The 19,289-nt window shown below is 57.5% G+C and carries 21 protein-coding genes and 1 tRNA gene; 8 read left to right on the top strand and 14 right to left on the bottom strand.

The window, feature by feature from the left end; translation table 11 throughout:
* Nucleotides 1-7: 7 nt before the first annotated feature.
* Nucleotides 8-1,018 carry a polyprenyl synthetase family protein gene (locus AUC45_RS00225; RefSeq protein WP_067596708.1) on the bottom strand — a complete coding sequence of 337 codons (1,011 nt, stop codon included), beginning with the start codon at nt 1,016-1,018 and terminating at the stop codon, nt 8-10.
* Nucleotides 1,019-1,116: 98 nt separating this feature from the next.
* Here AUC45_RS00225 and AUC45_RS00220 point away from each other — a divergent pair, with 98 nt between their 5' ends.
* Entirely contained in the window at nt 1,117-1,401 is a 285-nt protein-coding gene (locus tag AUC45_RS00220) for a chorismate mutase (protein WP_067598787.1), read from the top strand.
* Nucleotides 1,402-1,550: 149 nt separating this feature from the next.
* Here the strand turns inward: AUC45_RS00220 and AUC45_RS00215 are convergent, their stop codons facing one another.
* The 7 genes from AUC45_RS00215 to AUC45_RS00185 form a co-directional block, all read right to left on the bottom strand.
* Nucleotides 1,551-2,075 (bottom strand): hypothetical protein, encoded by a 525-nt coding sequence (locus tag AUC45_RS00215; RefSeq protein WP_156423698.1) that lies wholly within the window; start codon nt 2,073-2,075, stop codon nt 1,551-1,553.
* Nucleotides 2,076-2,218: 143 nt separating this feature from the next.
* Entirely contained in the window at nt 2,219-3,169 is a 951-nt protein-coding gene (locus tag AUC45_RS00210; protein WP_067596704.1) for a hypothetical protein, read from the bottom strand.
* The gene (locus tag AUC45_RS00205) at nt 3,166-3,759 is read right to left on the bottom strand and encodes a sigma-70 family RNA polymerase sigma factor (RefSeq protein WP_067596702.1); all 594 of its coding nucleotides are present in this window, start codon (nt 3,757-3,759) and stop codon (nt 3,166-3,168) included. Before AUC45_RS00205 ends, AUC45_RS00210 begins: the two co-directional genes overlap by 4 nt.
* A 114-nt stretch (nt 3,760-3,873) precedes the next feature.
* Nucleotides 3,874-5,199, bottom strand: coding sequence for a HAMP domain-containing sensor histidine kinase (locus AUC45_RS00200; RefSeq protein ID WP_082700952.1), 1,326 nt, complete (start codon nt 5,197-5,199; stop codon nt 3,874-3,876).
* Nucleotides 5,200-5,317: 118 nt separating this feature from the next.
* Entirely contained in the window at nt 5,318-5,995 is a 678-nt protein-coding gene (locus tag AUC45_RS00195) for a response regulator transcription factor (RefSeq protein ID WP_067596697.1), read from the bottom strand.
* 122 nt (nt 5,996-6,117) lie between these two features.
* Nucleotides 6,118-6,462, bottom strand: coding sequence for a PepSY domain-containing protein (locus AUC45_RS00190; RefSeq protein ID WP_082700887.1), 345 nt, complete (start codon nt 6,460-6,462; stop codon nt 6,118-6,120).
* A gap of 81 nt (nt 6,463-6,543) precedes the next feature.
* The gene (locus AUC45_RS00185; protein ID WP_067596695.1) at nt 6,544-7,305 is read right to left on the bottom strand and encodes an SIMPL domain-containing protein; all 762 of its coding nucleotides are present in this window, start codon (nt 7,303-7,305) and stop codon (nt 6,544-6,546) included.
* A gap of 70 nt (nt 7,306-7,375) precedes the next feature.
* Between AUC45_RS00185 and AUC45_RS00180 the strand changes: the two genes are divergently transcribed.
* Nucleotides 7,376-9,190 (top strand): ABC-F family ATP-binding cassette domain-containing protein, encoded by a 1,815-nt coding sequence (locus AUC45_RS00180; RefSeq protein ID WP_067596693.1) that lies wholly within the window; start codon nt 7,376-7,378, stop codon nt 9,188-9,190.
* Nucleotides 9,187-9,783 carry a uracil-DNA glycosylase family protein gene (locus AUC45_RS00175; RefSeq protein WP_067596692.1) on the top strand — a complete coding sequence of 199 codons (597 nt, stop codon included), beginning with the start codon at nt 9,187-9,189 and terminating at the stop codon, nt 9,781-9,783. Before AUC45_RS00180 ends, AUC45_RS00175 begins: the two co-directional genes overlap by 4 nt.
* A 9-nt stretch (nt 9,784-9,792) precedes the next feature.
* Here AUC45_RS00175 and AUC45_RS00170 read toward each other — a convergent pair whose 3' ends face one another.
* Both AUC45_RS00170 and AUC45_RS00165 read right to left on the bottom strand, forming a co-directional pair.
* The gene (locus AUC45_RS00170) at nt 9,793-10,341 is read right to left on the bottom strand and encodes a DUF4199 domain-containing protein (protein WP_156423697.1); all 549 of its coding nucleotides are present in this window, start codon (nt 10,339-10,341) and stop codon (nt 9,793-9,795) included.
* A gap of 124 nt (nt 10,342-10,465) precedes the next feature.
* Nucleotides 10,466-10,891, bottom strand: coding sequence for a LuxR C-terminal-related transcriptional regulator (locus tag AUC45_RS00165; RefSeq protein ID WP_067596690.1), 426 nt, complete (start codon nt 10,889-10,891; stop codon nt 10,466-10,468).
* 102 nt (nt 10,892-10,993) lie between these two features.
* Between AUC45_RS00165 and AUC45_RS00160 the strand changes: the two genes are divergently transcribed.
* Nucleotides 10,994-11,347: a nuclear transport factor 2 family protein gene (locus AUC45_RS00160; protein ID WP_067596688.1), complete on the top strand. Its 354-nt coding sequence runs from the start codon at nt 10,994-10,996 to the stop codon at nt 11,345-11,347.
* 6 nt (nt 11,348-11,353) lie between these two features.
* On the opposite strand, the gene AUC45_RS00155 is transcribed toward AUC45_RS00160, so the two are convergent.
* Nucleotides 11,354-11,827 (bottom strand): DUF6456 domain-containing protein, encoded by a 474-nt coding sequence (locus AUC45_RS00155; RefSeq protein WP_067596686.1) that lies wholly within the window; start codon nt 11,825-11,827, stop codon nt 11,354-11,356.
* 98 nt (nt 11,828-11,925) lie between these two features.
* On the opposite strand from AUC45_RS00155, the gene AUC45_RS00150 reads away from it, so the two are divergent.
* Both AUC45_RS00150 and AUC45_RS00145 read left to right on the top strand, forming a co-directional pair.
* Nucleotides 11,926-12,507 carry a helix-turn-helix domain-containing protein gene (locus AUC45_RS00150; protein WP_067596684.1) on the top strand — a complete coding sequence of 194 codons (582 nt, stop codon included), beginning with the start codon at nt 11,926-11,928 and terminating at the stop codon, nt 12,505-12,507.
* A 111-nt stretch (nt 12,508-12,618) separates the two neighbouring features.
* Nucleotides 12,619-13,782 (top strand): glycosyltransferase, encoded by a 1,164-nt coding sequence (locus AUC45_RS00145; RefSeq protein WP_369815206.1) that lies wholly within the window; start codon nt 12,619-12,621, stop codon nt 13,780-13,782.
* Between the two features lie 13 nt (nt 13,783-13,795).
* Here the strand turns inward: AUC45_RS00145 and secF are convergent, their stop codons facing one another.
* Genes secF through yajC form a run of 3 tightly spaced genes read right to left on the bottom strand, consistent with a single transcriptional unit; the run spans nt 13,796 to nt 16,764 of the window.
* A complete protein-coding gene (gene secF / locus AUC45_RS00140) occupies nt 13,796-14,788 on the bottom strand; it encodes a protein translocase subunit SecF (protein ID WP_067596680.1) in 993 nt (330 codons plus the stop codon).
* 12 nt (nt 14,789-14,800) lie between these two features.
* Nucleotides 14,801-16,402, bottom strand: coding sequence for a protein translocase subunit SecD (secD, locus tag AUC45_RS00135; protein WP_067596678.1), 1,602 nt, complete (start codon nt 16,400-16,402; stop codon nt 14,801-14,803).
* A 38-nt stretch (nt 16,403-16,440) separates the two neighbouring features.
* Nucleotides 16,441-16,764, bottom strand: coding sequence for a preprotein translocase subunit YajC (gene yajC, locus AUC45_RS00130; protein WP_067598781.1), 324 nt, complete (start codon nt 16,762-16,764; stop codon nt 16,441-16,443).
* 223 nt (nt 16,765-16,987) lie between these two features.
* On the opposite strand from yajC, the gene AUC45_RS00125 reads away from it, so the two are divergent.
* Both AUC45_RS00125 and AUC45_RS00120 read left to right on the top strand, forming a co-directional pair.
* A tRNA-Pro gene (locus AUC45_RS00125) sits at nt 16,988-17,064 on the top strand.
* 58 nt (nt 17,065-17,122) lie between these two features.
* Nucleotides 17,123-19,276 (top strand): TonB-dependent siderophore receptor, encoded by a 2,154-nt coding sequence (locus AUC45_RS00120; RefSeq protein WP_082700886.1) that lies wholly within the window; start codon nt 17,123-17,125, stop codon nt 19,274-19,276.
* The last annotated feature ends 13 nt before the right edge of the window (nt 19,277-19,289 follow it).

The following is a 19,289-nucleotide window of genomic DNA, read 5'->3' as shown; positions in this document are numbered from 1 at the left end:
AGCGTGATCAGTATCCGCGCGCGACCGCAAACTGCGCCGCTTCGGCCATAGCAACGCGAGCTTTGCTATCGGGGAAGATCGAGATCGCATCAATCGCGCGTTGGGCGAAATGGCGTGCCTTCTCGCGTGTGTCCTCAACCGCGTTGTGCTTTGCGATGAGTTCAATCGCGTGCGCTAGGTCCTCGTCAGACGACCGATGACCGAGGATGGCATCTTTCCAGAACTTGCGCTCCTCCTCATTCCCACGCGCATTGGCGAGGATAACGGGCAGCGTCATTTTGCCTTCACGAAAATCGTCGCCCTGATCCTTGCCCATCTTGGCTGCATCGGAATCGTAGTCGATCGCGTCATCGACAAGCTGAAAGGCTACTCCGAGATTGCGGCCATAATCTTCAAGCGCGCGCTCTTCGTCCTCGCTGCATTCAGCAACAACCGCGCTGATCTGGCTCGCCGCAGCAAACAGGGCAGCCGTTTTTGCACCAATGATGTGCAAATAGCGTTCTTCACTGGTTTCAATCTGGCGCTGCGCACTTAGCTGCGAGACCTCACCTTCGGCAATGACGGCGCTGGCGTGGCTCAGAATTTTGAGAACCTTGAGGCTTCCATCCTCTGTCATTAGTTCGAAGGCGCGGCTGAAGAGAAAGTCACCCACCAGCACCGTTGCCGGATTGCCAAAGATGATATTCGCCGCCGCTTTGCCCCGGCGCAATTCGCTGCCATCGACCACATCGTCATGAAGCAAAGTTGCGGTGTGAATGAATTCGACCGCCGCTGCGAGTTTATGATGCCTTGTTCCCTGATAACCGACCAGCTCAGCACCCGCGAGTGTCAGCATCGGACGCAGGCGTTTGCCCCCGCCCGATATCAAGTGCCCGGCAAGGCGCGGGATGAGCGGGATTTCGCTCTGCATTCTGTCAAGAATGACGGTGTTGACCGAATTCATCCCATTGGCTGTCAGGGCCAGCATGGGTTCAAGCGTTGGCTGCTTGCGCGGTATAGGAACGACATCTGCGCTCATGCAGGCGCATGTGGGCGAGTAAGTCCTGCTTGGCAAGCGCTCAATTGCTGCTAGCCTTGCAAGCGATGTCCGATGAAACGCACATATCCGCCAATGACATGGGTGATGACCCCGTGCTGGCAGGCTTCCGCAAGAGTATTGATAACATCGATGCCGCTCTCATTCACATGCTTGCAGAGCGATTTCGCATCACGCAGGCCGTGGGTGAATACAAAGCGAAGGTAACGCTGCCGCCAGCCGATCCCGATCGCGAAAAGCGCCAGATCGCAAGACTTAGATCATTATCCGAAGCGGCTGATCTGGATCCTGAATTTTCCGAGAAATTCCTGCGTTTCATCATTGATGAAGTGATCCGGCACCATGAACAGGCACGTGATAAGTAGCAGTTTCTGATTGCTTGGAGTCGCAAAAAACCACGGCAGCGTCTCGCTACCGTGGCTCTTTGTATCCGCGCAAAGGGGGCAAACAATAGGCGCGGCAGCATACTGGGCTTAGCCGCCATGGGGCAGTGGCTCAGCCCTGCATCTCTGTATTAGCGCGGGCCTCGGTTGCCGCGTGTCCGTGTTACGGTACGGTTAGTCCCGCCGCGATTGCGAGTTGTCGTCCGAGTGCGAGTGCCGATCGTCTCTCCAGCAGAATTGGTCACGCGTTGCCCGGCTCTCGAATTGCCGCGGCCGTCGCGTACCCGTCGGCTATCGACGCCAAACTCATTGCCTTGTGGACCAGTCGCAGTGCCTGAAAAGGTTGAACCTCTTGGCGTCCGGGTGCGTTCGCCGGAAAGCGTGCGAGTGTTTCCCTGAGGTCCCGTTTTCGCGACATCGATGGTCGCGCCTGTTTCGGTCCGCTGGCGTGTCGCCATACTGCTGCGTGTGTTTCCATTGTTGAGATTTGTGGCGGTTCGATCGCGCGTCGCGGTGCCCGTCTCTGGGTTGGTCGTGGTCGTGCTCGTAGCGCTGACATTGGGACCTTCAAATGTGCGGGTTCGCGTCTGGTCCTGCGCTGCGGCAGCTGTCGCGGTCATGGCAGCGATGGCTGCAAAGGCGATGGACTTCTTCATTTTTCATTCTCCAGCATTTGATCGACTTGATTTGCGGGGTCGTTCGGTTGGGCTTTAAACCCATTGGCGATCCACCCATCGCCATCCGTTGACGCAACTCAAACGGAGCTGGAGCGAAAACCCTTCGCGGCCTGTCGCAAAATTTATTGCTCAGGCGGTATTGGAAGAGGTTCCGGTTGGCTTTCTTCGCCCTCGCCGTTTGCATCAGCGGGCTGAGTTGAAGGCTCAGATGGAGAGGTTCCTAAACGGTTTTCACGCATTTGCTGGCGCCGTTCACGAAACTCGCGCAAGCGTTGGCGGCGTTCTTCGGGGGGTAGAGAGCGCAATTCCTCGATCCGTTCGCGCAGACGCTCACCGCCTGCCGCCCCGCGTTCTTCGCGCAGGATTTCTCGAGGGGAAAGCTCCTCGCCATCTTCTGCCCGTTCGCGCAGCTCATCGCGGCGAGTGCCGATGCGTTCATCGACTCTTTCATCGCGCCGAGTGCGTGCCTCCTCCAGCCTCTGCTTAAGGCGAGCCTCCTGTTCTGCGTCCGGCACGGGCAGGCCACGTTCGCGCCGCCGTTCAATCGCCTGGTCTATCCGATTGTCCACCCTGCCCCGCCGGTTTTCGAGGCGCTCATCGCGCACTCGGTCGATCTGGTCGAAGGCTGCTTCGAGTTCTTCGGGCGTATCGATGGGGCCTTCGATGGTAACGGGGGTTTCCTTATCGGCAGATCCGACCTCGCGTGTGACCGCGTCTGGTGTTTGTTCAGGTCTTGTAGGAATTGGATTGCCCGTGATAGTCGCCCAGACCTCTTCGCCCGAGGGCAAGTCAATCGGCAGATTGTCCAACAGGCCGGTTGCTGCAGCGCCGGTTGCCAGAGCGCCAAAGGCACCCGCACCAATCGCCAGCCGCCGGACCCTGCGCCAACGTGTCCCTCTCGCCTCCCTTATGTCCGGCAATGGCGCAGCGCGATCCTCGGTCTGAGCCAGCACTCGGTCGGCAAAGTCAGCAGAAAGCGCGGGCGCTTTGTAGCCATCGAGGAGCTTTGCCAGCGCTGCATCTGCAGGATCGAGGCGATCGATCGGCCCTGTCTTGGGATCATGCTCGCTCATACAGATCCTCCTGCATCAGCCTGCTTCTCGAAGGATTTTCGCAAAGCCGCGCGCGCTCTGAAAAGCAGCGATTCAAAGGCTTTCAATTGCATATCAAGCACTTGGGCCGCATCCGCATTGGGCAGCTCTTCATAATAGGTGAGCACAATTGCAGCGCGTTGCCTTTCGGGCAAAGCCGATATGAGATCACGCGCAGCCGCCTGCTGCTGATCATCCTCAATCCGCGCATCAGCTAGCTTTTCATCATCCGCGCGGTCAGGGATTTCGCCATCCGACATCCGGCCCAACAGCCGCAATCGATCATAGGTCAGATTTATCGCCACGCGTTTGAGCCACGCGCCAAGCTTCATCTCGCCCGAATTGCGGGCGGCCAGCTTTTCTGCATTGTCCCAAAGTCTTAGCATGGTTTCCTGCGCGATATCCTCAGCTTCGTGTGCGTCCCCCATCATACGATATGAAATCCGGTGAAGCAGCGGCGCATAGGTTTGGATCGCCTCACGCAGAGCCGCCTCTTCACGCGCAGCAATGCGCGCGACGAGCGCAGCCTCGTGTTTGAGGCGATCATCCCTAGGCGCGAGGCCTTGTGTCATACCCTATCCGCAGAAGCCCCTGTTTGCTGCCTTGGGCGGTGTCGCGTTTTAATCGCTTGAGGTGTTAACGGCCAAAGGTTGCAAACCCTTCGCCAGATGCGCGCAAAAAGAGGATCAGGCGCGCGGGAGGCGCAATTCGACCAGCAATCCGCCAAGGTCTTCGCTTTCCCCCAGCGTCACATCGCCGCCGTAAATCTGGACCACGTCGCGCACAATCGCGAGGCCAAGTCCGGTGCCGGGTTTGCCGGTGTCCAGACGTGCACCGCGATCAAAGATTTCGCTGCGCTTTTCGGGTGGAATGCCCACACCGTCGTCCTCAACTTCGATCAGGCACATCTCACCATCGGGATCTGCATCCAGCGTCACAAAGACGCTCCCGCCGCCATATTTCGCAGCGTTTTCAATCAGATTGCCGAGAATTTCATCAAGGTCCTGCCGTTCAATGGCGACAACGGCTTCCTTGCCGCCTGCAATATCGAGCCTGCCCTGCGGATAAAGCCGCTCCACCGCGCGCCGAACGGCTTCGGCGCTTGGCCGCAGCTCGGTACGAGATTGGCCGACAGCGCGGCGTCCGACGGCTCTTGCGCGCGCGAGGTGGTGATCGACATGCCGCTGCATTGTGCGGGTCTCACGGAAAACGGCGTCGGTTAAATCAGGCGCTCGGGCAGTTGCGGCATTGGTCAACACAGTAAGGGGCGTCTTCAATGCGTGGGCGAGATTGCCGGCATGCATTCGCGCTTCTTCTGCCTGGTTTTCTGTGTGTTCGAGTAGCGCATTCACTTCTTCGACAAGCGGTTGCACTTCCGCAGGAAGCGGATCGGTGATGCGGTTTTCACCCGTCGTCCTCAACTTCTGGATTGCCGCCCTCACCCGGCGCAGCGGCGATAGGCCGTACCGGATCTGGAATAGCGCCATCATGAAGAGGCCAAGTCCAAGCACGACAAAACTCCAAATCAAAATCTGGCGCACGCGCGTTATCTGCGCGTCCATTTCAGCTGTCGCGCTCGCCACGGCAAAGGTCCATCGCGTTTCGTTGCCCGGGAGGATCACAGTCCGTTTGGCAATGCGAAGAGGTTCACCCTCAAATTCACTTGAATTGTAGTATTGGACTTCGCTGTCGAAGCTGTCGTCACCATCTGGAACGCCCTCAATATCGAGAGTGCGGTCCCACAGGCTGCGCGATGGCCACGGTTCATATCCATCACCGTTGATCTGGTAATAAAGGCCGCTGTTGGGCTCCAGGAACTTCTGATCGCCGAGAACGCGGTCAAAGTAGATTTCGCCAAACGGATCGATTTCCGCTGACGCAATCATTGCCGTCAGGATGTAATCGAGTTGCTCGTCGAAATTGCTGCGGACTTGGCTGGTCAACGTGCGTTCAAGAGCGATCCCGCCGCCGAGCAGCAGCACGATGATCCAGGCTGCTGCGATAAGGCCCATACGGCGGGCAAGGCTTGGTTTGGCATTCGCCTGCGGGCCGCCCGCACGATCAGTTTCGCCCGCGGCATGTGCTGCTTTGGCAGGAGCATTCTCCCGCCCTCGCACGTTGCCAGCGCCTTTACGCTCGGGGAGCGTCTTGGGGGTCGTCGAGGCTGTAACCGAGGCCACGGATCGTTGTTATCACTTCTGCGCCAAGTTTTTTGCGAATACGCGTCACAAACACTTCGATCGTGTTCGAATCGCGGTCGAAATCCTGATCATAAATGTGTTCGATTAACTCAGTCCGACTGACAACCTTGCCCTTGTGGTGCATCAGATAGGACAGCAGTTTGTATTCTTGCGCGGTCAGCTTCACCGGCTCTCCGTCCAGCGTCACCCGGCCAGAACGTGTGTCGAGGCGAACATTGCCAGCCGTCAGTTCAGACGACGTGTTGCCAGAAGCGCGGCGGATAAGAGCCCGCAGGCGCGCGATCAGCTCCTCTGTCTGGAATGGCTTTGCGAGATAATCATCTGCGCCCGCATCAAGGCCTGCCACCTTGTCAGACCAGCTGTCACGCGCCGTCAGAACCAGAACCGGGAAATCGCGTCCCTCTTTGCGCCACATGCCGAGCACTGAAAGACCATCGATTTCCGGCAAGCCCAGATCGAGGATAACGGCATCGTAATCCTCTGTACTGCCAAGGAAATGCCCGTCTTCGCCATCGGTCGACAGGTCAACGGCATAGCCCGTCTGTTCCAGCGTCGATTTGAGCTGCTGGCCGAGCGTTGGTTCATCTTCGACAATCAGGATGCGCATAGTCCACCATTTGCATTGAAAGTTTGGAAAGGTTCGTGGGCTTTTGCAATGTGCGCGTCAAGCAAGCGGCACATATCTTGGGAGCCTCTGTCCCCAGTGTTTGCTGTGAATTTTCAGAGTATCTACCGCGAACGGCCCACAATTCGGCCAGTGCGTGCATCGACATCGATGTAGGTCACTCGTCCATCCTTGATGAATTTCAGGCGATAGGATTTGGTGGCCCGGTCAAAATTGGACATGCCGAGATATTCACTGCCGCGCATTTTGGGCACGATCCGGCGTTCAATCTCTCGCAGCGTGAGTTGCTTGGCCGCTTGCATTTCACGGCGCGCTTCGCCTTGGTCGCTGCGCTGCTGATCCTGCGCAATCCGCGCATCATCGGCCGCAAGGCCAGCCGAGACAAAGCCTGAGCCAGCGAGCAGCAAAGCGACGCCCACCGCGCCCAGAAGAGATGACCTAGTTGTCATAATAGCGTCATGCCTAAAGCCGCAGCATTGAACAAGCAGTGAATATTGGCGTTGTTGCGCATTCAGGCTCGTTAAGTTTCATCAACCATCTTCCTCGGTCTCGGCTTCGCTCTCCTCGCCGCCAGTCAGTTCGTACTTGATCGTGATTGTAACCCCGGTGCTTACCTGACCGGGCTGGATCGGTGCGACCTCATCGGCGGCCATTTCAGCAACAGGCTCGCGCATGGCAGCGCGCTGCATCCCGCCCCGCCCCGTGATCGTTTCGTTGATCTCGAGCACGCGGGCTTCTTCGTATCCGAGCATGGCCGCATAGGCCATTGCGCGCTCTCTCGCCCGCTCGATCGCACGCCCGCGCGCCTGATCCTTGGCCGAGGTGTCGTCATCGAGACCAAATGTGGGGCCGGACAAATCCGTTGCACCAGCGGTGACGAGCGCATCGAGCGCAGCGCCCGTTTCGTCAATTTCTCGCAGTTTGACGCTAACGCGGTTTGAAACCTGATAGGCTCGGAAAACCTGCCGCCTGTTGGTGCGATCATAATCGTATTGCGCGTTGAGATTGATGCCGGTGGTCTGAATATCCTCATCCGGAACGCCCAGCGCCTTTATCCGATCAATTACCGCTCGCATTTGCGCGGAATTCTCGCGCAGCGCCGCAACCGCGGTGGGCGCTTCGCTTGTCACCCCTGCCCCAATCGTCACGATATCGGGCTCTGCCGTGACGCTTTCATAGACGCTGAGTTCGATCACCGGGCCTTCAGCTTCAATCTCGATTTGGGCCGCATGCGTCAGCGTTGGCAAAGCAAGCATTCCAGCGGACAGGCACAGCATCATTTGTCGGATCATCGGGAATTCCTCCTATATCTGCACTCAACCGACTTGCCGCGCCCGATGCAACCCCCTAACTGCGCGCGCTATGGCACAACCTCCCATCCTCAGCCTCGAAGGGCTCGGCCTGCAGCAAGGCGGGCGCTGGCTGTTTGGTGGCCCCCAGCCGGGCCAGGGAGCAGAGCCGATTGATCTGCATATCGGGCCAAGAGACCGGCTGGCGCTGATCGGGCGCAATGGTGCAGGCAAAACGACATTGCTCAAGATCATCGATGATCGCATCGAAATGGATCGCGGCACGCGGCGGGTTAAGCCCAATATGCGGATTGTGTTTCTGGAGCAGGAGCCGGATTTTTCAGGATTTGGTTCGCTGATGGATTTCGCCCTCGTAGGTGACGATGCCCCAGCCGCGCACGAGGTTGAAAGCATTGCAGGCCAGCTCGGCATCGATATGGAACGTGATGCCGCCTCAGCCAGCGGCGGTGAAAAACGCCGCGCCGCGATCGCCCGCGCACTGGCGCAAGACCCTGACCTCCTGCTGCTTGACGAGCCGACCAACCACTTGGATCTCGGCGCGATTGATTGGCTGGAGGATTGGCTGAAGCGCTATAAAGGCGCATTCATCACCATCTCGCACGACAGGACTTTCCTGAAACGCCTTACCAGCGCGACCTTGTGGCTCGACCGGGGTACGTTGCGGCGCAAGGAAGTCGGCTTTGGCGGATATGAAGCATGGGAAGCCTCTGTCTATGCCGAAGAAGCACGTGCGGCCGAAAAGCTGGATGCCAAACTAAAGCTGGAAGCACACTGGCTTGAACGCGGCGTCACGGCTCGGCGCAAGCGCAACCAGGGGCGGCTCGAAAAGCTTTATCAGATGCGGGCAGCCCGCGCGGCGATGATCTCGGATACCGGCTCTGCCAAGCTGAAGCTTGCCAATGACGATGAATTCAAATCGAAATCGGTGATTGTCGCAGAAGGGATCAGCAAATCCTACGATGGCCGCGCGATCATCAAACCGTTCACACTGCGCATCCAGAACGGCGATCGGATCGGGATCGTTGGCGCGAATGGCGCGGGCAAAACGACACTGCTCAAAATGCTCACTGGCGAGCTTGAACCCGATAGCGGCAAGATCACCCACGCCCGCACCTTGTCGGGCGTGATGATCGATCAGCAGCGAAGGCTGTTGGAGCCTGATGTCAGCGTTCGCGACATCCTTGCCGAAGGTGGCGATTGGATCGTTGTGCGCGGGCAGCGCAAGCATGTGCAGGCATATCTCAAAGATTTCCTGTTCGATCCCAAGATCGTCGACACAAAAGTCGGCATATTATCGGGCGGCGAAAGGTCACGCCTGCTTCTCGCCCGCGAATTTGCGCGGACAGCAAACCTGCTGGTGCTCGATGAACCGACCAATGATCTCGACCTTGAAACGCTCGATCTCTTGCAAGAAGTGATAGCAGATTTCGACGGGACCGTGCTCATCGTCAGCCACGACCGCGACTTTCTGGATCGCACGGTAACGGTCACTTTGGGCCTGGATGGAACAGGCCGGGTCGACATCGTCGCAGGCGGCTATGAGGATTGGGAAGAGAAACGGCGAAAGCCGGTCGCAGAAAAATCCAAAACCGCTGCGCCAACACCCGCTCCTGCCTCAGCGCCATCCGCTCCCAGATCAGACAAGCTCTCCTACAAAGACCAGCGCGATTACGAGCAATTGCTTGCGAAAATTGAAGAGCTCGAAACGGCGATAACCAAAGCTGAAGCGATCCTCGCCGATCCCGATCTCTTCACGTCAGATCCGCAACGATTTGCGACGATCACCAAAGGCCTCGAAAACGCGCGCAGCCAAAAGGACGCAGCCGAAGAGCGCTGGCTCGATCTAGCTGAAAAAGTGGAAGGATGAGCGAGGACGCCGCATCGCTCCACACCGCGATCAAGGCCTGCACCCTGTGCGCAGAGCATCTGCCACTTGGCCCCCGCCCCGTGGTGCAGTTTTCCGAGACGTCCCGCATTTTGATCATCGGCCAGGCACCCGGCACCAAGGTCCACAAAAGCGGTATACCGTGGGATGATGACAGCGGGGATCGGCTGCGCGAATGGCTCCAAATCGATAAAGCCGATTTCTACAATCCAGCACAGATCGCGCTTGTCCCGATGGGGTTTTGCTATCCAGGCAAGGCAAAAGGAGGCGATCAGCCGCCCCGCCCCGAATGCGCTCCCAAATGGCATGACCGCGTGCTCGATACGCTGCCCAAAGATCGGCTAACTCTGCTCCTCGGTGCCTATGCTCAGAAAGCTTACATGAGCAATACGAGCAAACTCACGATGGCGGACAGGATTAGGGCGTGGGCTGAGTGTAATGAGGCAAACAGCACTCTCATCCCTCTGCCTCACCCCGCATGGCGATCGCGCCTGTTCATGGCAAAGCACACATGGTTCGAGGACAAAGCACTGCCGCGATTGCGCAGCGCGGTCGATGCAGTCTTGGCCCGGTGATGCGACCGATTAGGCCGCGCTCGCCGCATTGGCCCGTGCAGGAAGCACCTTCGGAAAACGCAGGATTGCAGCGGATAGCAACGCCACAACAAGGCCAACTGGGAAAATCTCTATAAAAGTAATGGGCAAGCGAAAAAGTGGATTGCGGTATTGCTCCATCCCCGCTTGCACTTCGGCTATTTTCTCCGCCTCTTGCGCTGCTGGCAGACCTTCCGCCTTGATCGCGTCAATCTGCGACTGGCTGTATGTCTCGATAAAGGCATAGTCGGTGGCGACGAGCACACCTTCCCAGCTGATCGTGTAAATCAACGCGGCAATAACGGCGATGCCCGTTCCAACAAGAGCGCCTTGTTTGAAGGTAATGACGCCGCCCTGTTCCAGGTCGCGATACCTTTTGATCCCCATAAACAGCAGGCTGAGAATGGCGAGCATTGTGACATAGCCAAGCAGCTCCGTCGTACCGCCAGCATCTGGTCCCAGCGCAAAAAGGGTCACTGTCATCAGCGCGATAACAAGGACGCCAATGATTCCGCCAAATGTGAGTGAGTAGCGCAGCATGTGATTGTCTCCCGATATGGTGAGGCCCGCCAATCGGGCTGCGTCTTGAATTCTCGATTCTAGTCTGAAATCCTATCACCCAGATGGGTGAATTCGCACTGATCGCCCAATTTTACGAGGGCAGTCAGGGGATGAGTTCTAACTTGCGTGCAGCCTCCACCGCTTTACCGCGCCCCGTCACATCCAGCTTGGTATAGAGATTGGCGATATGCGTTTTGACCGTGTTGGGCGATACGCCAAGTTCGCGCGCAATTTCTTTATTGCTCGATCCCGTTGCCAGCTGATCGAGGATTTCACATTCCCGTTTTGTAAGACCCAATGCGGCAATGGCTTTGTCATTGCGCTCGAACTCAGCACCCGCGCGCTGCGGGGTAAGGCGCATTCCCACCCAAATGCCAATCGCCACGAATATCGCCGCGACGATCGCAATGTACGCTTCGCTCGGCATGTTCATCACGGTGTAGCGGTACTGCACCCATTGGAGCAGCATCGCGATACCAGCGAGCGCAGAGCCATAAAGCAGCCCGTATCGGATGATTGTCCCCCGCATATTGCAAAGGCTGCCAGAAGTAGCTCGTGTTATCCAGCCCCTTCCAGACCCAATAATGACACATTCCATGGGTAGTTTTTCGACTGTAATGGGAGACGGAAAATGAGCATCGAACAACTCGCCAAGGATTTCACTCAAGCTGTCAAAGAGGACGATGCTGAGAAATATCAGTCGTTCTGGTCAGACGATATTATCAGCCTTGAACCAACTGACGACGAAATGGCCCGGGTCCAAGGGCGTGAGGCCTTGCTCGCAAAACACAAATGGTGGGAGGAAAACGCCGAAATGCACTCCTCGACCACTGAGGGCCCGTACGTCTTCGGTGATCAGTTTGCGGTGAATTACGGCATGGATGTGACCATGTTTGGCGAACGCTCGCAAATGAAGGAAGTTGGCGTGTACACCGTCGCCGATGGCAAGATCGTGGAAGAGCGGTTTTTCTACGGCAGCGAATAGTCCAGATCACCTGATCCGGTAAAAATCGGCAATCCGCTCCAGCGCCAGTTTCAACACCAGCTTGCCGCTGCGCGCTGGCCATCCAAGGGTCTTTTCAGCATCTGGCAAGCCTTCGCCAGCGCAAACCACGCGCCACAAGATGTCTTCGAGGCCCTTGCCCGCCTCTTTCAATGCAGCATCAAATCGCTGCTTGGCTGCAATCTGCCGTTCGGTTTGCGATAGCCCTTGCTCGCCGGTCGTCTTGATCCGCACGGGATCCCAGCGCATCGTCACATTGGCGGGTAATTGCGCGTACTCGTAATCGCGCCGCAATGCTTCGCCTGCATCGAATAGCCGCGTGTCCAGATGACCGCGCGAATGCAGCCAGGCGAGTGGGCTTTCACCCAGGTTCACGGTGACTGTGCGCCTCTTTCCCTTCGCGCTTGAGCCGTGACGCGGCCCCTCGACAGTCATTTCACGTTCAACGAGCTTGCGTGGCATGGAAATCTCCCTTTTTCACCGAATTGGTGAACGCCACCCTTGAACTTTCACCTGAGGTGTAGGAAAGTGATAAAAGTCGTTGAGCGAGGGGATACGTAATGATCAATCGGATCCGTGATATTCGCAAGGCCAAGGGCATGACGCTGGCCGAGCTGGCAGAAGCCTGCGATCCGCCCACCACTGCGCAAACCATTGGCCGATTGGAAACGGGGATGCGCAACCTTTCGATCAAGTGGATGGATCGGATTGGCGCGGCTTTGGGCGTTGATCCTGAAAGCCTCGTCCGGTCAGAAGCCTCTCCCGCACCGCAGATCGTGGCGGAATTGGGCGCGGACGGGCCAGACGCGCTGACAAGCCCGCGCGAAGCGGTTTTGCCTAGCGATCTTGCATCAGTGGCCGACGGAGCGCCGATGATGGCATTGAGCGTGACGGCGAGCATGGGCGAATACAGGCCCGGCGACATGATTTTCATGCGGCAATTGCCACCCGAAGACGCGACCGAAGCCATCAATCGCGATTGCCTGATCCCGCGTCCGGGTGGTCGCTTTGCCTTTGGCAGACTGATTGATCGGCGCGGGACTTTGGTTGGAGTGTTGCCTCCTGACGCAGGCCAGAAACAGCAAGTGGTCGACAACCCGCCCTGGATCGCTCTCGCTGCAATGCTGGTGCGCCCCTTATAAGTTGATCAGCATCTGCTAAGTTCAGTCGATGATTTGGTCAGGCACTCTTAACCAGAGTGGGTTATCTTTGGCGCAAGTCATGAAGGGCAAGATGTGAAGCACGTCCTTTCCTTGAGCACGCTTTATCCCAACGCGGCAAATCCGCGCTTTGGCACCTTTGTGGCGCGCTCTTTGGAAGCTCTTGCCAAACGCGGCGATTGGCGCGTCACATGCATCAATCCGATTGGTATTCCGCCGCTTGTTTTTGGCCGCTACCGTGCTCTGTCGGAATTACCGGCGACAGGCGAAGAAGGCGGCGTCGTCATTCACCGCCCGCGCTTCACTCTGATCCCCCGGATCGGCGCGCGGCGCAATGCAAGCGCAATCGTAAAAGCGGCCTACCCGTTGATCGAGCAGATCCATGCGAAAAGACCAATCGACGTTGTCGACGCGCAGTTCTTCTTTCCCGATGGACCTGGCGCTGCTTCGATTGCAGGCGCTTTGGGCAGACCGCTCTCGATCAAAGCGCGGGGCAGCGACATCACGTATTGGGGCAAGCAGGATTTCGCGCGAGAGCAAATGCTGGACGCGGCGAAAAAGGCAACAGGCTTGCTCGCAGTTAGCGAAGATCTTGCTGACAAGATGGCGCTGTTGGGCATGCCAAAGGACAAGATCACGCTGCATTACACCGGCCTTGACCGTGATCGTTTCAGGCCGCTCAATCACACACAATTGCGAGGCCAACTGGCGAGCGCTCTCAAGTTTGCCCTGCCCGACAATGCGCCCCTATTGGTCTGCGTTGGCTCGTTGATCCCGCGCAAAGGCCAAGAATTTGCCATTGGTGCCCTGCCACAAATCCCGCGTGCACGACTGATCCTGGTGGGCAAAGGCGAAGATCGCGCAAAGCTGGAGGCGCAGGCTGATGAATTGGGCGTTTCCGAAAGGGTTTTGTTCGCAGGATCGCTGGATCACGATCTGCTCCCGCTGATCCTGTCCGCAGCCGATGCAATGGTGCTTCCGACTGAGAATGAAGGCTTGGCCAATTCCTGGGTCGAAGCTCTGGCCTGCGGGACGCCTGTTGTCACAACCGACGTCGGCGGAGCGCGCGAGCTGATTACCGACGATGTGGCAGGCAGATTGCTTACAGAGCGCTCATCAGAAGCGGTGGCCCAAGCGGTCAACACCGTGCTCAACAACCCGCCGCGAAGGCAGGAAGTCGCGGCCTTTGCAGAGCGCTTTAGCTGGGAAAAGAACGCCGCTGAACTCGCGGCGCACTTCGAAAAGATCGCGAGCTAACCGCGCTTGTCGGTCACGCTTTGCTACGCGCTGCCGCTGCTCTCGCCTTGTTCTCCTGCCGATCGGCCTCGGTTTCCTGCGGAACGAAGCTGTCAGAATTGACCCCCATCCAGATCAGGATCGGCGATGCCAGATAGACGCTCGAATACGTACCGACGAAAAGGCCAAAGGTAATAGCCGCGACAAGCCCAAACAGGCTTGCCGGGCCAAAGAACAAGAGCGGCAGCATCGCCACAAGCAGCGTCAACGAGGTCATCACTGTGCGCGCCAGAGTCTCATTCATCGACAGATCGAGAAGCTCAGGAATTTGCATCTTGCGAAACTTCTTGAGGTTCTCACGGATGCGATCGAAAACGACGATCGTATCGTTGAGCGAATACCCGATCAAGGCGAGAATGGCGGCGATGATCTGGAGGCTGAATTCAAGCTGGAACAGCGAAAACATACCCAGCGTCAGCGACACGTCGTGGAACAGTGCGAACAGCGCGCCCACACCAAACTGCCACTCAAACCGAACCCAGATGTAAAGCGCAACGCCCAGCATAGCGAGGCCGAGTGCGAGGATAGCGCTCGTTTGGAACTCCTCCGCGACTTTGCCCGACACGGTATCGTTGCCATCGGTTCGGACGCCGGGGAATTCTGACGAGATAGTATTGACCACCTCATTGCCGATTTCGGTGGCTGCTCCGGGCTGGTCCTCAACGCCTTCGGGCAAAGGAACACGGATCGATACAGCGTTGGGCGCGCCAAATTCCTGCACCACCGGGGATCCATAGCCGAGATCTGCAACCTTGCTGCGCAGCTCACCAATCGGGGCTTCTTCGAGCTCTTCAAAAGTCAGGCGCACTTCCTGCCCACCTGCGAAATCGACGCCGTAATTGAGGCCCTGCGTCAGAACCAAGGCCCAGCTGGCAATCACCAGCAGCACGCTTAGTGAGAACAGCGGGACGCGCAGTTTGAGGAACCTGATGTTGGTATCGGCGGGGACGAGTTTCAGAAGCTTCATGTCACCTACCCCTTAAATATTGAGATCCACGGGACGTTTCTTGCGGATATAGTCCGCAACCCACATCCGCGTGAGCAACAGGGCTGTAAACACCGACGTCACCAGCCCGATAATCAGCACGATAGCAAAACCGCGTACCGGACCGGAGCCAAAGCTCAGCAGCAGAACACCAGCGATAAAGTTCGTGATGTTGGCATCGTAAATCGCGCGGCTGGCTTCCTTATAGCCATTCTCAACCGCGGCAATGACCTTGCGCCCGCGCTTGCGCTCTTCCCTGATACGCTCGTTGATGAGCACGTTCGCATCAACTGCTGCCCCGACTGTCAGCACAAAGCCTGCAATACCGGGCAGCGTCAGCGTGAAATTGCCAATCGCCATCAGGCCAAGCAGCCCGCCAACGTTAAAGATGAGAGCGATGGTCGCGTAGATGCCGAAACGGCCATACGTCGCGATCATCAGCGTAATCACAGCAAGGCTGCCAATGAGCATGGCGAGCATGCCGCGCTGGATCGAATCCGCGCCCAGTTCCGCAGAAACGCTGCGTTCCTCGACGACGGTAAGTGGCACGGGCAGTGCGCCCGAACGCAGTTGAATAGCGAGCTCATTCGCGCTGTCTGCATCGAAACTGCCGGAAATCTGAGCAGAACCGCCATAAATCGGTTCGTTGAACACCGGGGCGGATATCACCTCGCCGTCCAGAATAATGGCGAATCTCTTGTTTACATTCTCGGTCGATAGCTTGGCGAATTTCTGCCCGCCCTGCGTGTCGAACTGAATGTTGACGACGTCTTCGTTGTTACGGGAATCGACGCCTGCTTGCGCACCCGTCAAACTGTCCCCGCGTATGCCGCCGAGCCGCTCCACCGCGATGAATTGCCCTGCAAAATCGCTGTCTTCAGCGAACGGGAAAATCTCGCTTCCAGGAGGCGCAATTCCCGCTTGGACCTGTGTCGGCAAAGCGCTGTCATCAACGAGTTTGAATTCAAGCTGCGCGGTCGTGCCCAGCAGTTCCTTGAGCGCCTGTGGGTCTTCAAGACCCGGCACCTGCACGACGATCCGCGTGTCGCCCTGGCGAATGATCGTTGGTTCGCGTGTACCAAGCGCGTCGATCCGGCGGCGAACAACTTCGGTGGCACTGTCCATGGCATCATCGACGGCCTGCGAATTCCCGCCCGACGTGGGCGAAAGGACAACACGCTGCGTATCGACAACGCTCAGTTCCCATTGGCGCGTTGCGTTAATGGTGCCTTCGAGCAGCGGTTCGAGGAGCCCCCGAGCGCGATCAATGTCCGATGCCTGATCAAGCATGAAGCTGAGTTCGCCGCCGGCGGTCGACACATCGCCAAATCGGATGCGCGGTTCGGCATTGCGCAGTTCTGTACGAACATTCTCTTCAAGGTTTTCGAGCCGCTGAGACGCGATATCTTCAGGCTTCGCTTCGAGAAGGAGGTGCGAACCACCCGCAAGGTCTAGCCCCAGATTGACCGAAGGCGCTGACACATCATCGGGAATTTCAACGCCCGCCGTGCTCAAAATCGATGGCACTGCAGCTGCAAAAGCTGCGAGCGTAATGCCCCACAGCGTCAACCGTTTCCAAAGGGGAAATTCAAGCATGGCCGCTTATTCTCGTTTTCTCTGCTGCGCTTATGCGGTCAATCGTTCGCGGGTTTGCCGCCGGGCTCAATTATATCGCCGATTGTGTGTTTGACCGCTTTCACGCGGACATCTTTGGCAAGATCAATTTCGACGTAATCATCGGTAACTTTCGCCACTTTGCCAACGAGGCCACCGGCGGTGACAACCTGATCGCCTTTCTTCACGCTGCCGATCTTTGCCTGATGCTCTTTTTGCCGCTTCATCTGCGGGCGGATAATCAAGAACCAGAATATCGCGACCATCCCGATGATCGGGAGGAAATTGATCCAGGCTGGCGGCGCTTCTGCACCTGCGCCCGCTGCGGCAAGAATGTCGATAATCACGTAAATTTCGCCCGTCTTTTACCAAATTATGTGTGAGAATTCGGCAGGTGCATGGAGCGTGCCCACGCGCGTACCTCCCGTATCCCATGGGATTAAGTGGGCGCGCCTAGCAGCATTGCAAGACACTCGCAATCAATGGCGCACGCGCTTTGGCGATTATACACGCAATCGCGCTTGCAAGGTGTGCGCTGCCGCTCTAAGGAGCGCGCCTCCACTCGGCCGGGACGTAGCGCAGTCTGGTAGCGCATCACACTGGGGGTGTGGGGGTCGTAGGTTCGAATCCTATCGTCCCGACCAGTGGAGTGTTCGTCGAAAAATCCTGTTTGTTTATTGCGGTGCGGGGAAAGGAACTTTCATGCTTTCCCGACCGTTATTGCGGGCTATGTCCACCCGCGTCTTTTTTTGTGGCAGCGCTTTGTCTGCGCTGTGCACGGTCGGCCTCGCGTCGCCTGCTTTTGCGCAAGAGCAAAGATCGATCGACGAACCTGATGTGGAAGACGGAGCGACCGCGCCCGCAAGCGCAGATACGTCAGGCAATACGACGACGCGCCGGAGTTTCGGACCCGAAGATTTTGCTCGCTTCGCCCCGCGCAGCGCGCTCGACATGGCGCGCCAAGTGCCCGGCTTTTCGATACAAGAGGGCGATGGCGCGCGCGGCCTTGGGCAAGCAGACACCAATGTCCTGATCAATGGTCGGCGCATTTCGGGCAAATCGAACGGGCCGGTTGCAGCTCTTCAGCGCATCCCAACCGAAGAAGTTTTGCGGCTGGAACTGGTGGATGGAGCGAGCCTCGATATTGGCGGGCTGTCGGGTCAGGTTCTGAATGTCATCACTGCATCGACGGGCACAATTTCGGGCCAATTCCGCTACGCTCCGCAATTCCGTACCCGCGGCACGCCTGCTCGCCTATATGAAGGATCTGTGGCGATCGCCGGTGGCGGGCAGAAAGATGATTGGACATTAGCGCTCGAAAACGACTCTAATCGGCGCGGTGATGATGGGCCGGAACTGGTGTTCGATGGCGACGGACTGCTCACCGAAATTCGCGAAGAACGGCGCAACAGCGATTTCGACACCATCCAATTGTCGGGTTCGTATTCGCGAGTTGCGGACAATGGCAATGTGCTCAACCTCACCGGCGAAGTGAATGGCTTTCTCCGGCGCGGGATCGAGATTTCCGATCGGGTTCCCCAAAACGGCGACACGCCGAACGTTCGCACCTTTCGCGATTCCGAGGACGAGTTTAACTTCGAGATCGGCGCTGACTATCAGTTCCAGTTCGGGCCCGGCAGGCTCAAACTCATTGGCTATCATCGATACGAGGACAGCCCAACCGTCGACAGCTCGATCACCGAATTCGCTGACGGGAGACCTTTGGAAGGCTTCCGGTTCGAACGCGACGCCGATGAAGCTGAAACCATTGTCCGGTCAGAGTACTCCTTGGATGGCCTAGGCGGCAATCTGGTGTTCGCGCTTGAAGGCGTGCGCAATTTTCTTGAGATCGAATCCTCGCTTCAACAACGCGACGCAACCGGAGAATTGGTCCCCACCCCGCTCGCAGGCGCAAATGCGCGGGTTGATGAAGACCGGGTCGATGGCGGCATCACATATGGTAAAGTGCTAAAGCCGGGCCTCCAGCTACAGACGTCGATTGGTGCAGAGTATTCGCAGATCAGCCAAAGCGGCCCTTTCGGCCAAACCCGAGAGTTCTGGCGTCCGAAGGGCTTTGTCTCGCTCGATTGGAAAGCGAGCGATGCACTAAATCTGTCTGGCCGGATTGAGCGTGAAGTAGGACAACTCAGCTTTTTCGACTTTATCGCTTCGGTCGATCTCGATCAGGAGCGCGAGAATGTCAGCAATGCCAATCTCGTGCCCGAACAAAGCTGGGTTTTCGAAGTTGAAGCGGCAGTAAATCTCGGCGCGCTTGGCTCTCTGAGCCTAAGACCATTTTTTGAAGAGATCACGGATATCGTTGATCAGATCCCGATAGAAGGTGGCGGGCAGGCGCCAGGAAACCTTCCCTCGGCTCAGCGGTACGGAGTGGAAAGTGACCTGACGCTCCTGTCAGATGGGCTTGGTTGGAGAGGCACCCGCCTTGACGTGACATTCAACGCAATCGGCAGTTCGGTGCGCGATCCTTTGCTCGGCTTCAAACGCCAATTGTCGGGCATTGAAACCTACAACTTCGAAAGCACATTGCGGCACGATTTCTTCGGCACATCATGGGCGATTGGCAGCGAGATGTTCTGGGAAGAAAACGCTTTTGACGTTCGGCTTGATGAGATTGCGCGTCAGGGTGAGACATTTGCTTTCACAACCGCCTTTATCGAAAACAAGGATGTCGCAGGCATGACTATCCGAGCGAGCGCGTCCAACATCCTGGACCGGACCAACCTGTTCGAACGCACCGTCTTCCTTGATCGCTCAGCCGGCGTCATCGATTTTTCAGAAGACCGCAGGCGCACTTTCGGCACGATTTTCACGCTAGAGATTGAAGGCTCATTCTGACGCGGTTAGGCCA

The organism is Erythrobacter sp. YT30 (assembly GCF_001542875.1).
GTDB lineage: Bacteria > Pseudomonadota > Alphaproteobacteria > Sphingomonadales > Sphingomonadaceae > Erythrobacter.
Note: the sequence above shows the minus strand (reverse complement) of the source record. Positions and strands in the feature narration are given on the sequence as shown.

Bases quoted from the DNA above. Each gene is read 5' to 3' on its own strand.
- AUC45_RS00190 (WP_082700887.1), bottom strand. From the start codon at position 6,462: ATGACAACTAGGTCATCTCTTCTGGGCGCGGTGGGCGTCGCTTTGCTG.
- AUC45_RS00180 (WP_067596693.1), top strand. From the start codon at position 7,376: ATGGCACAACCTCCCATCCTCAGCCTCGAAGGGCTCGGCCTGCAGCAA.
- AUC45_RS00175 (WP_067596692.1), top strand. From the start codon at position 9,187: ATGAGCGAGGACGCCGCATCGCTCCACACCGCGATCAAGGCCTGCACC.
- AUC45_RS00205 (WP_067596702.1), bottom strand. From the start codon at position 3,759: ATGACACAAGGCCTCGCGCCTAGGGATGATCGCCTCAAACACGAGGCT.
- AUC45_RS00155 (WP_067596686.1), bottom strand. From the start codon at position 11,827: ATGCCACGCAAGCTCGTTGAACGTGAAATGACTGTCGAGGGGCCGCGT.
- AUC45_RS00225 (WP_067596708.1), bottom strand. From the start codon at position 1,018: ATGAGCGCAGATGTCGTTCCTATACCGCGCAAGCAGCCAACGCTTGAA.
- AUC45_RS00195 (WP_067596697.1), bottom strand. From the start codon at position 5,995: ATGCGCATCCTGATTGTCGAAGATGAACCAACGCTCGGCCAGCAGCTC.
- AUC45_RS00200 (WP_082700952.1), bottom strand. From the start codon at position 5,199: ATGGGCCTTATCGCAGCAGCCTGGATCATCGTGCTGCTGCTCGGCGGC.
- AUC45_RS00120 (WP_082700886.1), top strand. From the start codon at position 17,123: ATGCTTTCCCGACCGTTATTGCGGGCTATGTCCACCCGCGTCTTTTTT.
- AUC45_RS00215 (WP_156423698.1), bottom strand. From the start codon at position 2,075: ATGAAGAAGTCCATCGCCTTTGCAGCCATCGCTGCCATGACCGCGACA.
- AUC45_RS00185 (WP_067596695.1), bottom strand. From the start codon at position 7,305: ATGATCCGACAAATGATGCTGTGCCTGTCCGCTGGAATGCTTGCTTTG.
- AUC45_RS00160 (WP_067596688.1), top strand. From the start codon at position 10,994: ATGAGCATCGAACAACTCGCCAAGGATTTCACTCAAGCTGTCAAAGAG.
- AUC45_RS00150 (WP_067596684.1), top strand. From the start codon at position 11,926: ATGATCAATCGGATCCGTGATATTCGCAAGGCCAAGGGCATGACGCTG.
- AUC45_RS00170 (WP_156423697.1), bottom strand. From the start codon at position 10,341: ATGCTGCGCTACTCACTCACATTTGGCGGAATCATTGGCGTCCTTGTT.
- AUC45_RS00165 (WP_067596690.1), bottom strand. From the start codon at position 10,891: ATGCGGGGGACAATCATCCGATACGGGCTGCTTTATGGCTCTGCGCTC.
- secD (WP_067596678.1), bottom strand. From the start codon at position 16,402: ATGCTTGAATTTCCCCTTTGGAAACGGTTGACGCTGTGGGGCATTACG.
- secF (WP_067596680.1), bottom strand. From the start codon at position 14,788: ATGAAGCTTCTGAAACTCGTCCCCGCCGATACCAACATCAGGTTCCTC.
- AUC45_RS00220 (WP_067598787.1), top strand. From the start codon at position 1,117: ATGGGTGATGACCCCGTGCTGGCAGGCTTCCGCAAGAGTATTGATAAC.
- AUC45_RS00210 (WP_067596704.1), bottom strand. From the start codon at position 3,169: ATGAGCGAGCATGATCCCAAGACAGGGCCGATCGATCGCCTCGATCCT.